This window comes from Streptococcus sp. NPS 308 (assembly GCF_002355895.1).
Lineage (GTDB): Bacteria > Bacillota > Bacilli > Lactobacillales > Streptococcaceae > Streptococcus.
In genome coordinates this window covers 1,791,925-1,804,729 of sequence record NZ_AP017652.1, presented here as the reverse complement: position 1 = coordinate 1,804,729, position 12,805 = coordinate 1,791,925, and the positions used below count along the sequence as shown (strand labels likewise).

The following is a 12,805-nucleotide window of genomic DNA, read 5'->3' as shown; positions in this document are numbered from 1 at the left end:
TAAGAGTATACTAATTATGTAATCGTTATCAAACCTAAAAATTCGATGAAATCAGTTTTTAGGAATAAAATGGGAGGAAATTATGAAAAAGTTTTCAAAGACCTTGAGAGATAACTGGATTTTTCTCTTGATGGTTTTACCAGGGGCACTTTGGTTGATTCTATTCTTCTATATCCCAGTATTTGGAAATGTGGTCGCCTTTAAAGATTACCATATGAGTGGTGAAGGATTTATCCACAGTATTATGAATAGTAAGTGGGTCGGCCTCGATAACTTTAAGTTCTTGTTTAGTTCTAAAGATGCCTTTATCATTACTCGAAATACCGTCCTTTACAACCTTGGATTCATCTTTATTGGTTTGATTGTGTCGGTTGGAATTGCCATCATCCTCAGTGAGCTTCGTTCTAAGAGAATGGTTAAAATTTTTCAAACGTCTATGTTGTTCCCGTACTTCTTGTCATGGGTTATCATCAGTTTCTTTACAGATGCATTCCTCAACATTGACAAGGGTGTGATCAACCACTTCCTTTCTTCCATCGGATTGAAGGAAATTAACTTCTACGCTGACTTAGGTATTTGGCCATATCTTCTCCTTTTCTTAGGTATCTGGAAAGGATTCGGATATAGCAGTGTCATGTACTATGCGACTATCATGGGAATTGACCCTACCTACTACGAAGCAGCAACAGTGGACGGGGCTAGCAAGTGGCAACGGATTCGCAATGTAACGATTCCACAGTTGACACCGCTGATAACTGTTTTGACCATCCTTGCAGTCGGAAACATCTTCCGTGCAGACTTCGGTCTTTTCTACCAAATCCCTCACAATGCTGGTCAGCTCTACAATGTAACCAACGTACTAGACGTCTATGTCTATAATGGTTTGACTCAGACAGCGGATATTGGTATGGCGTCAGCAGCTGGTCTTTATCAGTCAGTTGTTGGTTTGATTCTCGTTATCTTATCAAATATACTTGCAAGACGAGTAGATCCAAATTCAGCACTATTCTAGAAAGGAGGAAAGCATGGCAGAAAAAATTAAAAAAGCAAAAATTGATAATGTCGGCATTCACTCCTTTAGTAAGAAGGCAGATATCTTCTTCAGTATTATTTCTGGATTGATTGCTCTCTCTTGTATCTTGCCCTTTATCTTTGTCATCATGATTTCCATCACAGATGAAAAGAGCATCCTTCAACATGGATATAGCTTTTTCCCATCACAGTTTGGATTAGATGGCTTCGAGTTTTTGGCTCAGTTTAAAGATAAGATATTACAAGCGCTCTTTATCTCAGTATTTGTAACAGTAGTCGGAACCTTGACAAACGTCTTTATCACAACAACTTATGCCTACGCCATTTCACGGACAACCTTTAAGTACCGCAGATTCTTTACAGTTTTCGTCCTACTTAGTATGTTGTTCAACGCCGGTTTGGTTCCAGGCTATATCGTGGTAACTCGTTTGCTTCAACTAGGTGATACAGTTTGGGCCTTGATTGTTCCAATGCTTCTCTCACCATTTAACATCATCTTGATGCGTTCCTTCTTCAAGAAGACCATTCCAGAAGCCATTCTGGAGTCCGCTCGTATCGATGGTGCTAGTGAAGCCCGGATCTTCTTCCAAATCTGTTTGCCATTGTCATTACCAGGTATCGCAACCATCACGCTTTTGACAGCTCTTGGTTTCTGGAATGACTGGTTCAACGCCCTTCTTTACATCAAGAGTGACAACTTGTATCCATTGCAGTATTTGCTCATGCAAATCCAACAAAATATGGACTACATCGCCAAAGCAGTCGGCCTTTCTGGTCAATTGGGAGTCGTTCTTCCAAAGGAAACAGGACGTATGGCCATGGTTGTCGTTGCAACCCTTCCGATTGCCATTCTGTATCCATTCTTCCAACGCTACTTTGTAAAAGGTTTGACCATCGGTGGTGTGAAAGAATAGGACTTACTGAGAAACATCGTTTCTCCCTTTCCAACTTCATCTTAGTGACTGAAGTTAAAATCATTAAATCGTTTATAAGTTTAAAAATAAAAAAAGGAGTTTTTATCATGAAAAACTGGAAAAAATATGCTTTTGCATCTGCTAGCGTAGTAGCTTTGGCTGCAAGTCTTGCTGCTTGTGGAAACCTTTCAGGTAACAACAAAAAAGCTGCTGACTCAGGATCAGGAGAAAAACCTGTTATTAAAATGTACCAAATCGGTGACAAGCCAGATAACTTGGATGAATTGCTAGAAAATGCAAACAAAATCATCGAAGAAAAAGTTGGTGCTAAATTGGATATCCAATACCTTGGATGGGGTGACTACGGTAAGAAAATGTCAGTTATCACATCATCAGGTGAAAACTACGATATCGCTTTCGCAGATAACTACATCGTAAACGCGCAAAAAGGTGCTTATGCTGACTTGACAGAATTGTACAAGAAAGAAGGAGCAGAGCTTTATAAAGCACTTGACCCAGCTTACATCAAAGGTAACACTGTAAACGGTAAGATCTACGCTGTTCCAGTTGCGGCTAACGTTGCATCTTCACAAAACTTTGCCTTCAACGGAACTCTTCTTGCTAAATACGGTATCGACATTTCAGGTGTAAATTCATACGAAACACTTGAACCAGTCTTGAAACAAATCAAAGAAAAAGCTCCAGATGTAGTACCATTTGCAGTTACTAAGAACTTCATCCCTTCTGAAAACTTTGACTACCCAGTAGCAAACGGACTTCCATTCGTTATCGACCTTGAAGGGGATACTACTAAGATCGTAAACCGTTACGACGTTCCTCGTTTCAAAGAACACTTGAAGACTCTTCACAAATTCTACGAAGCAGGATACATTCCAAAAGACGTAGCAACAAGCGACACTTCATTTGACCTTCAACAAGACACTTGGTTCGTTCGTGAAGAAACAGTAGGACCAGCTGACTACGGTAACAGCTTGCTCTCACGTGTTGCTAACAAAGACATCCAAATCAAACCATTCACTAACTTCATCAAGAAAAACCAAACAACTCAAGTTGCTAACTTTGTTATCTCAAACAACTCTAAGAACAAAGAAAAATCAATGGAAGTGTTGAACCTCTTGAACACTAACCCTGAACTCTTGAATGGACTTGTTTACGGTCCAGAAGGCAAGAACTGGGAGAAAATTCCAGGTAAAGAAAACCGTGTACGTGTCCTTGAAGGATACAAAGGAAACACTCACATGGGTGGATGGAACACTGGTAACAACTGGATCCTTTACATCAACGAAAACGTTACAGACCAACAAATCGAAGATTCTAAGAAACAATTGGCAGAAGCTAAAGAATCTCCAGCGCTTGGATTCATCTTTAACACTGATAGCGTAAAATCTGAAATCTCTGCAATCACTAACACAATGCAACAATTCGATACAGCTATCAACACTGGTACTGTAGACCCTGATAAAGCTATTCCAGAATTGATGGAAAAACTGAAATCTGAAGGTGCATACCAAAAAGTATTGGATGAAATGCAAAAACAATACGACGAATTCTTGAAAAGCAAAAAATCATAAGACAAACTGATTTCGTGTATTCATTCCTAAAAAATGTTATCACTACCTCCTCTGGGACTCCCGGGGGAGGTAGTGGTTTTTTTATTAGAGTAGCTAAAAGTAAAAAAATCTTGTTAAAAACTTTGTGAAATACCAGTATAAAATATAGATATCGATTAATTGGACTAATACCTCTATTAGTTTAATTAAGTAGATTTTTAGAATGAACTAGCTTATAATAAGAGTACGATGAAAGCGCTTAACATTGTGAAATTTAACTGGATTTTGATTTAAGAAGTGGACAGGATTTCTTCTTAAATGTTTCATTTATGTCTGATTTCAGCTTGTTCATATTTTGTAAATTATGAAAGATTCAAGTGAAACACAGCAAGTGAAAATCCGATAAAAAGTTGTTTGCTATCCCTTTTGGGAACAAGAAATATTACATGAGGTTATTCATATGAAAAAAACACCCAATCGATGGTTAATTTTGGCTGCGGCCATTTTAACGAATCTCTCTCTAGGTGCAGGATATGCCTGGTCGGTCTTTCAGAAGGCACTCCTAGAAACCAATGCTAGTCAAGGATGGGTTCAAGCTCAGACTTCCTTAGCCTTTAGCATTTCTTTTGCTATGGTACCTGTTGGAATGATTCTTTTCGGTCCCAAAGTAGATTCGGTTGGACCTAAAAAGTTTGTCTTTCTAGGTGGTATTCTCTTTGGTACAGGGATGTTTGCGACTGGTTTTGCCAACTCACTACCCGTGCTTTATCTAACGTACGGTGTCATCCTAGGACTTGGTATCGGCTCTGCTTATGGGGCATCTACGTCCGTTGCGACAAAGTGGTTCCCAGACAAAAAAGGCCTAGCTGGTGGATTGACAGCGGCAGGATTTGGCTTGGGTCCACTAATTATCGGACCGGTTGCAAAATCTTTGATTGCTTCTATGGGGATTTACTCTACCTTTAAGGTATTAGGTATTGTCCTTTTACTAGTGATCTGTACATCTTCCCTAGTTATGGCCAAAGCTCCTACTGTTGCTCCAACGGCTGGGAATGCTCAACCAGAAGGAAAAACTTATAAAGAAATGCTCCGTGATGGAAATTACTGGCTTCTATGGTTGATCTATGTTCTTGGTGCTACAGGCGGAATGATGATTATCGGAACTGCAGCAGCAATCTCAGACCAATACCAACTTGTTGGAGAAGCGACCCTCTTTGTTATGCTGGTATCCATTGCAAATACATTTGGTCGTATCTTCTGGGGTACGGTTTCTGATAAGATTGGCCGCTATCCTACCGTTATTGCCATGTTTGGAGCGGTCGCTACTGGTTTGTTGCTCACAGCCTTATTCAAAGGTCCTGGAAGCATCTTGGCCATCCTTGGAATCATGATGGTTGCCTTGTCATTTGGTGGCTTCCTCGGTTCCTTCCCAGGAATTACTGCTGAAAACTGGGGCGTGACCTACGTAGGGACAAACTATGGATGGATGTTTACTGCTTATGGTGTAGCTGCTATTGCTGGTCCTCAGTTAGGGGCACGTCTTGCACAGGCAAACCAAGGAGATTATACAATGGCCTTCTTTATCGTTATCGGTATGGCTATCATTGGTATTCTACTCCAACTCTTCTATATGGCTAAAGCTAAAAAGGTTTAAAAAAGAATCCTTGGGAAATCCAAGGATTTTTTAAATTGGAATAGACATTCGTTGGAATTAGCTCCTTTTTAATTTCCGGTCAAATAAATTGCATTCGTTTTCTCAAGTGGGTATACTAGAATAGTTGAATGAAAAATTCTGAAAATTTAAGAATAGAAAAGAGAACAAATCTTATGGCAAAAGATATTCGTGTCTTACTTTACTACCTCTATACTCCAATTGAAAATGCAGAGCAATTTGCGGCAGATCACTTGGCTTTCTGTAAATCAATCGGCCTTAAAGGTCGTATCTTAGTCGCTGACGAGGGAATCAACGGAACCGTTTCAGGTGACTATGAAACAACTCAAAAATACATGGACTATGTTCACAGCCTCCCAGGAATGGAAGACCTCTGGTTCAAGATTGACGAAGAAAATGAACAAGCCTTCAAGAAGATGTTTGTTCGCTACAAGAAAGAAATTGTCCACCTTGGTTTGGAAGATAATGACTTTGACAACGACATCAACCCACTTGAAACAACGGGTGCTTACTTGTCTCCAAAAGAGTTCAAAGAAGCCCTTCTTGACGAAGATACCGTTGTCCTTGACACACGTAACGATTATGAGTACGACCTAGGACATTTCCGTGGGGCTATCCGCCCAGACATCCGCAACTTCCGTGAGTTGCCACAATGGGTCCGTGACAACAAGGAAAAATTCATGGACAAGCGTGTCGTGGTTTACTGTACAGGTGGCGTTCGCTGTGAGAAATTCTCAGGCTGGATGGTCCGTGAAGGCTACAAAGATGTCGGTCAATTGCACGGAGGAATCGCAACTTACGGTAAAGACCCAGAAGTCCAAGGTGAACTTTGGGATGGGAAAATGTACGTCTTTGACGAGCGTATCGCCGTTGATGTTAACCATGTTAACCCAACCATCGTAGGGAAAGACTGGTTTGATGGAACACCATGTGAACGTTATGTCAACTGTGGAAATCCCTTCTGTAACCGTCGTATCCTAACATCAGAAGAAAATGAAGACAAGTACCTTCGTGGATGCTCACACGAGTGTCGTGTTCACCCACGCAACCGCTATGTTTCAGAAAATGAATTGACACAAGCAGAAGTGGTGGAGCGCTTAGCTGCTATCGGTGAAAGCTTGGAAACGTTGGTAGTTCAGTAATAAGGAGAGATCCTAATGGAAAAATTTTGCGTTTATGGTAAATTAATTGCCAAAGAAGGGAAGGCGCAGGAACTTGCTGCTTATATGCAAGAAGTTGTCAAAGAAATGCAAAATCTTGATACTTGTTTCTGCTATATCTTAGGAGAGAAAGCAGATGAACCCAACAGCATCTATATTTACGAAGTTTGGGAGAGCGAGCAAGCTCACAATGACAGTCTGACCTTGGAAGTTTTTCAAAATCTCATTGCAAAAGCTAGACCCATTATTGCAGGCATAGAAAATTTGCATAAGCTGACTATTTTTGATGGTAAGGCAAGTTTCTAAATTCCTAAGAAAAACTAAAAACTTTAGGCGATTCAAACGTCTAAAGTTTTTTTCATCATTTATCTACAGGTAAAAGGTTTGTTGGACAGAGATTTGGGAAAGCAGACTATTTCCTCATGTTCTTGGGGCATCTCGCGGAGTATCACTTGATTTCTGATTTTCTTTCTTCGGTTTTGATTTTTTGTCCTTTCTTTTTGATGTGATATAATGAGCTTAAATAAATGGGAAAGGAGCAGGTCTATGTCTAAAGCTATCATGGAAGAAGTGGCAGCCTATCTGCGTCAGCATGCAGATGAAGAGCTGAGTCTGACCGATTTGGCTGAGCATTTCCATTATAGTCCTTTCCATCTATCCAGAACTTTCAAGAAAAAGATGGGATTTTCTATCAAGCAATATGTGGAAGCTCTTAAGATGGAAAAAGGGATTCAGGAGATTGTAGAAAGCCGGCAAAATGTGACCGAGACATCTATGGAAGCTGGTTATGATAGTCTAGGCAGTTTTTCCAATACTTTTAAGCGGCATACTGGACTCTCGCCTAAAAAATACTACCAAGAATCAACCAAGGCTTATGATTTTATGGTAAAACAGCTGGATGAGAAGGGAGCTTTATTGCATCAGGATCCCGACTGTAAAAGTGGCAATCGATTGACTGTGGCGCTATCTTATCCTGAGGGCTATGAACCGCGCCTTAGCTGTATTGGGCTTTTTAAAACCCGCATACCTAAAGAAGAGCCAGTTATCGGAGTGGCACTAAGTCAGGAGAGACAGTTTACTTTTGAAAATGTACCAGATGGTCGCTACTATCTTTTGGCCTGTGAATTGCTGGAGGATTTACGCCTGTCTAAAAACTATATCTTGAAGCATAACTTTCGCTGGGGCAGCGATGAGCCTCTCATTTTTGCAGGCGATAGCATCTATCAAGAGGAAATCAGCATGCGCAGGCCCTTGCCCAGCGATCCCCCTATTACAGTTAATCTTCCAGTTTTAATCATGCGCTCTCTAGCCAAACAAGCGCAATTGAGAATAAGAAAATTTTTATCTTAATTGATAAACTGATACTAGAGATTTATTCTCAGATATATAAAATTGGAGGAACAATAATGAAATTAGACGTGTTTTTAAGTTTTAATGGTCAGGCCGAAGAAGCTTTTCGTTTTTATGCTGACCTTTTTCAGACAGAGATTAAGGGACTTGTCCGAGCCAGTGAGATGATGGGTCCAGCTGACCTTCCTGCAGAAAAACGGGATAAGCTTGCTTGGATTGCCTTAGATACGGAAAACTTAACCCTGAATGGTGAAGATGTAGGCATTTTTAACGACCTATCTATTCCTAGCAATCACCAGCCCAATCAATGGTTGGTTCTGAGCCCAGACAGTAGAGAAGAAGCTGATGAACTTTTTGCTAAGCTTGCTGAAGGTGGTCAAATTCTCTATCCTTTAGAGGAACAAGCTTTCGCAGAGTTTTATGGTCGCTTGATTGACCGCTTTGGTATCGGCTGGGATGTGATGAAATGAGGTAGAAGGATGGCTTATAGTGAATCCTTAGCCCAGCAAGTCCGTGCCATTTTAGCTACTGAACTTCCTCCTCATGTTTTTGAAGAAGAGGTGGAAGAGAAGAAGATGTTTGGTGGTTTGGCTTTTATGGTCCGTGGTAAGATGGCCGTTACTGTTAGTTCGAGAAGTCAAGAGCTCGTCATGGTACGCATTGGTAAGGAAATGGAAAAGCAGGTCCTGTCTAAAAATGGTGCTAGCGTGACTTTAATGAAGGGTAGGCTTTATCATGGCTATATTGATTTAGATGGTGAAGCACAAAAAGAACTGTCTTACTGGATTGGTCTAGCCTTGTCCTATAATCAGGAGCTGACGCAGCAGGATAAAAGTAAGAAGAGCTCAGAATGAGTCTTGCTTTCTTAGAAGTTTATTCATTGCCTTTTTATGAAGTTCAAATATATTCTCAGAATATGTATTGATTTTGTGACTTTAATTAGCAAGATTTTATGAAAATAAATCCTATACGAAGAAATGATGCTAAGAAGGAACATATAGGCAATTAAATTGATAAGCAAATTAAAAAGATCTACAATCATAAAAAGATATATAAGATTATAAAGAAATACTTACCTTAAATAAAGACGATTCCTTTGGTCGTCTTTATTGCATTTCTGGGGTGTGTGAATACCGATTACTTTTAGTCTGCTGAATGTCAAGCAATTTTCAGGGGCTGTTTTTCTATGCTTTTTATCTAAAAAACTAAAGTTTGTTTCTGTATCTTTCAGGAAAATAGGTTATACTGTATGTAAACGATTTCAAAGGAGACCAGTTATGGCGAAAACATTTTTTATCCCAAATAAAGATAGTATTCTAGGACAACAGGAGGTCTTGACTGCCAAGTCCATCTTGGCCTTGGTGGAGGGCTTGGAGTCGCATAGTTATGATGCAGTCTATCTCCGTCAGCCCCTCAATCGTCTCGAATACATGGAGTGTGGGATTGTAGGCCAGTCGCAATTTCTTTTCAAAATCAACTATGCGGATAGTCGAAAAGGCTATCAAGTGGTGATTCCAGACTTCCTTACTAGAGAGGATTGGGAGATTGTAGAAGCTCTCCTCCAAGCCCTATCAAACAAGTTGGGGGAAGCGGTAGAAGGGCTAGAAGACTTTGACTTTGAAGCTTATTTCCGACAAATAGTTCAGAATTATCTAGCTGACAAAGCAGCTCGTCTAGTCTATTGCCAAGGGCTCTTGGCCCCTATCTATCTTAACAAGGAATACCTCGAGAGCTTTTTGGTTGAGGATGGATTGGCACGTTTTGAAGAGCTAGTCAAGAAGGTTCAAGGCTCTGATGCCTACCTTGCCAGTGTGAAATTTTACCCAGACGCCCAAGGCAAGGTGCACGGTATCTACCACCTAGCCCAGGGAGTCAAGACGATTTTGCCAAAGGAACCCTTTGTACCAGCACCCTATACCGAGCAGCTAGCAGGCAAGGAGCTTGTTTGGGAGATTGACCTAGTGAAGATTTCTGGTGATGGCTCAAAAGCAGAAGATTATGAAGCCATTGTCCGCTTGGATTATGAAAAATTCCTAGAGTCACTACCAAAAGCATTTTACCAGCAAATAGATGCTAATCAATTAGAAGTACAAGCCATCCTAGGACAAGACTTTGAAGGATTGGCAACTATCAAGTAGACATTGTTCAAAAAAGAGTAAGCATAAAAATCCCTGTCATTAATAAATGGCAGGGATTTTGGTTAAAAGAATGTCAGGATGCGAAGGTAGTCCACTGTCAGCGCGAGCTCTGCAATGAAGAAGGGCAAGAGAATAGCGCCATCAAGTAAGACAGCTAGCAAGAATCGATAAAATGGGTCCAGGCTACTGGTCTTACTTGGCTTGCTAATCACAAAGAGATTGCCAAGAGCAAAGATGGCCATACTTAGAAGAGTGAGGATGCCAGCGAATCGCAAGCCACCAAAGAGTGCAAAGAAACTTGCTAGAGCTGTGAGGACAAGCGGGATAGCAAAGAGTCTGCTATACCGATCAAAGGCTTCTTGGAATGTGAAGTCACTCTCCTGATCCAGCACACGTCGGACAGTAAAGCCTCCCAGAATGATGGAAAAGTAAAATAGAGCGCTAGCGACCAAGATGGAGAGTCCAGCAAAGAGATTTAAAGGTGGGAGCTGGTTAGGTAAACTATTGGCAATAGAGGCCATATAGCCATAGTAGAGGTGCTTGATATGATAGATACTAAAGAAAAGGTTGATTGACGACAGCAAGGTGAGTAGGGCAAAGACACTATAACGATGCTTTTGGTCCGTATTCTTGCTGGTAGTTGGTTCTTGGATAGCGTCCAGCAGCCAAGTCCAAAATAGTGCGATTTCTTCTTTGAATCGAGCAGTTTTGCGGGGGTCAATGTCTGGGATATAGGGACTTTCTAAAGCCTTGCTGAGGATGCTTTTTTCTTTTGCAGGTTTTTCTTGCTTGTGTTCCTCTTCAGCTTTCCCTTCTCCCTCTTCCTCGGTTTGGGTTTCTTCTATCGTTTCGGGAGCTTCCTCCTCATGCGTTTCCGACTCTTTAGGTGAGATAGGAGTTTCTTGGCTTGCTTGTGGTTCGGTCTCTACAGTATCCGAAGTCTCTGGTTGGTCGGGCTGGATTTCCGATTTCGTCTGAGCTGATTTCTTCTCAAGATCGGCGCTTTCAAACCATTCTTGTGTCATGGTGGAACCTCCTTTTTAATGGTCGTTTTCTATTTTTAGATTAGCAGATGAAAGCGTTTTTGTCAATGGTTTCTAGATGGAGCAGAGTGCTCCTCTTTTGGTAGGTAGATATCTTGGTTGGCTTTTGCAATGAGTAGGTCCTTGACATCGGCTTTTTCGGTTTTATAAGGGTTGGCAAGTACATTCTCTTTTTGTCCACGATGTTCTTCTTTGGGTTGACGATAGATACCACCATGCTGAGAAGAAATTTCTAGATTGATACGGTCGGTCTCTTTCTGGGAGAGAATGAGTGTTAGAGTGGAATGGGCCTCTAGCTCAACCTTACCGTGAACCTGAATATTTTCAGCATAGATGTGTCCCCCCTCCGTCTTGACCTGACTATCTGTCAATTCGGTATCAAAGATATTGATGATATGGGGTGTCGTTAGTGTGCTGTTCTTGATAGAACTTTCTGTTAGTCTTAAGAGATAGCCTTTTGTTTTAATTGTCGCATTTTCAAGATTGGCTTGACGAATATTAGTTTGTCCACGATTAGCTGAGACGGTGATAGCTTGCAGCTTTCTTCCTTTGGGTAGGGAGAGAACGACTTCGTCAAAACGATGAGAATAACTGCTGGCAATACGAAGTAGGCCTTCGATCCCTGAACCTAGAAAGCGATGTTGGGAGGCTTGTTTATCAGTGACGGTCAGCGTTTTGTCACTCATGCCAGTAGTCAGATCGTGACGACCAGATACGGAAGGATGATAGCTGATATGGATCTTGTCATCTACAGACTCTGTGATGGTTAGGCTATGTTCTTCAAGGGTCAAATCAAGTTTTTCCACTTCGCTTCCAAAGGTCACTTCTTCGATACGACTGTCATAGACGGGGTCTTTTGACATGGCAAGCAAACTTTGAATACCATTGGACTGGGCGCCTACAATGATCATGATAAAACCAAGGATTGTAGAAACCACACCAAAGATGAGAAATCCTTTTGTCAATTTACGCATGTCTGTCACCTCTCTTTCCTTTTTTAAGAATCCATTGCACCAAGCGGACGACCAGGAGCCCAAAGAAACGAGCTACATAGGAGATGCCTAGTAGAACAAGAGAAGAAGCACCGATAGCAAGCAAACCGGCTCCGAAAATCAAAATAAAGGCAGATTTGGCTTCGACCAGAACACTAAAGCTCTCTATGATAAAGAGTCCACCTAGCAGGATACCCGTCACAGAGACGGTAAAGAAGGCTAGAATGACGGAGGCGGCTGCGATAAAAAGCCCGATAATGGTTAAGATAATTGCAATTCCGACAGGAATTCCGATAGGGGCTGCTAGTAAGGCAAGTAGGGCAATGTGTAGCAGTTGGCGGTCATTCTTTTGAGCAGGAGCTTCATTGACCTTTTTGTCGAGGAGGTTAGATAAAACATCATGAGCCGCTTCTTTTGGTGTTCCCAGACTGGCGATGAGCTCCTCTTCACCCTCTGAACCGGCATCGTCAAATAGTTCCTTAAAGTAGTCCATAGCTTCGATGCGGTCAGCTTCAGGTAGTTTATGGAGATAGGTTTCTAACTGAGTCAGATAGTCAGTTCTTGTCATGGCGGATACTCCCTTCTATGATGCCGTTGACGGTTTCGGTATAGAGCGTCCACTCTTCCTTTAGAGTAACGAGCTGCTCTACGCCCCGATTGGTCAAGGAGTAGTATTTGCGCATACGCCCCTGAAACTCTCTAGAGTAGGTGGTCAGAAAGCCACTGGCTTCCAATTTTTTGAGAATAGGATAGAGCGTAGATTCTTTGATATTGGCGATGAGCTTAATGGTTTGACTAATCTCATAACCATAAGAATCCCCCTGCTCCAGTACAGCCAAGATGAGAAACTCGATCAAGGCAGAGGATGTTGGGAAGTACATGGGAAACCTCCTTTATATTATATAAAAATTTTATATATACTCTTTTCAAATA

General features: G+C 41.3%; 14 protein-coding genes. 10 read left to right on the top strand and 4 right to left on the bottom strand.

Features of this window, described 5'->3' with window-relative positions; translation table 11 throughout:
• Positions 1–82: 82 nt before the first annotated feature.
• From SNAG_RS09165 to SNAG_RS09120, 10 genes are all read left to right on the top strand, one after another.
• Positions 83–1,012 (top strand): ABC transporter permease, encoded by a 930-nt coding sequence (locus SNAG_RS09165; protein ID WP_049538037.1) that lies wholly within the window; start codon positions 83–85, stop codon positions 1,010–1,012.
• A gap of 13 nt (positions 1,013–1,025) precedes the next feature.
• Positions 1,026–1,946: a carbohydrate ABC transporter permease gene (locus SNAG_RS09160; RefSeq protein WP_096408625.1), complete on the top strand. Its 921-nt coding sequence runs from the start codon at positions 1,026–1,028 to the stop codon at positions 1,944–1,946.
• 107 nt (positions 1,947–2,053) lie between these two features.
• Positions 2,054–3,538, top strand: coding sequence for an ABC transporter substrate-binding protein (locus SNAG_RS09155; RefSeq protein WP_000800426.1), 1,485 nt, complete (start codon positions 2,054–2,056; stop codon positions 3,536–3,538).
• A 439-nt stretch (positions 3,539–3,977) separates the two neighbouring features.
• The gene (locus SNAG_RS09150) at positions 3,978–5,171 is read left to right on the top strand and encodes an L-lactate MFS transporter (RefSeq protein ID WP_096408622.1); all 1,194 of its coding nucleotides are present in this window, start codon (positions 3,978–3,980) and stop codon (positions 5,169–5,171) included.
• 173 nt (positions 5,172–5,344) lie between these two features.
• Entirely contained in the window at positions 5,345–6,331 is a 987-nt protein-coding gene (gene trhO / locus SNAG_RS09145; protein ID WP_096408619.1) for an oxygen-dependent tRNA uridine(34) hydroxylase TrhO, read from the top strand.
• A 15-nt stretch (positions 6,332–6,346) separates the two neighbouring features.
• Complete coding sequence (locus tag SNAG_RS09140; RefSeq protein ID WP_096408617.1) at positions 6,347–6,655, top strand: putative quinol monooxygenase; 309 nt, start codon at positions 6,347–6,349, stop codon at positions 6,653–6,655.
• Between the two features lie 240 nt (positions 6,656–6,895).
• Positions 6,896–7,699, top strand: coding sequence for a helix-turn-helix transcriptional regulator (locus SNAG_RS09135; protein WP_096408614.1), 804 nt, complete (start codon positions 6,896–6,898; stop codon positions 7,697–7,699).
• A 56-nt stretch (positions 7,700–7,755) separates the two neighbouring features.
• Positions 7,756–8,169, top strand: coding sequence for a VOC family protein (locus tag SNAG_RS09130; protein WP_096408612.1), 414 nt, complete (start codon positions 7,756–7,758; stop codon positions 8,167–8,169).
• 9 nt (positions 8,170–8,178) lie between these two features.
• Positions 8,179–8,553, top strand: a complete 375-nt coding sequence (locus tag SNAG_RS09125; protein ID WP_096408609.1) for a TfoX/Sxy family protein — start codon at positions 8,179–8,181, stop codon at positions 8,551–8,553.
• Between the two features lie 423 nt (positions 8,554–8,976).
• Positions 8,977–9,837: a DUF4299 family protein gene (locus SNAG_RS09120; RefSeq protein WP_096408607.1), complete on the top strand. Its 861-nt coding sequence runs from the start codon at positions 8,977–8,979 to the stop codon at positions 9,835–9,837.
• A gap of 62 nt (positions 9,838–9,899) precedes the next feature.
• On the opposite strand, the gene SNAG_RS09115 is transcribed toward SNAG_RS09120, so the two are convergent.
• From SNAG_RS09115 to SNAG_RS09100, 4 genes are all read right to left on the bottom strand, one after another.
• Positions 9,900–10,862 carry a DUF6574 domain-containing protein gene (locus SNAG_RS09115; protein WP_096408604.1) on the bottom strand — a complete coding sequence of 321 codons (963 nt, stop codon included), beginning with the start codon at positions 10,860–10,862 and terminating at the stop codon, positions 9,900–9,902.
• Between the two features lie 62 nt (positions 10,863–10,924).
• Positions 10,925–11,854, bottom strand: a complete 930-nt coding sequence (locus tag SNAG_RS09110) for a DUF4097 family beta strand repeat-containing protein (protein ID WP_096408603.1) — start codon at positions 11,852–11,854, stop codon at positions 10,925–10,927.
• Positions 11,847–12,440 (bottom strand): DUF1700 domain-containing protein, encoded by a 594-nt coding sequence (locus tag SNAG_RS09105; RefSeq protein WP_096408600.1) that lies wholly within the window; start codon positions 12,438–12,440, stop codon positions 11,847–11,849. The genes SNAG_RS09110 and SNAG_RS09105 overlap by 8 nt, the downstream gene beginning before the upstream one ends.
• On the bottom strand, positions 12,427–12,753 hold the full coding sequence (locus SNAG_RS09100) for a PadR family transcriptional regulator (protein WP_000273861.1): 327 nt from the start codon (positions 12,751–12,753) through the stop codon (positions 12,427–12,429). Before SNAG_RS09100 ends, SNAG_RS09105 begins: the two co-directional genes overlap by 14 nt.
• Positions 12,754–12,805: the final 52 nt, after the last annotated feature.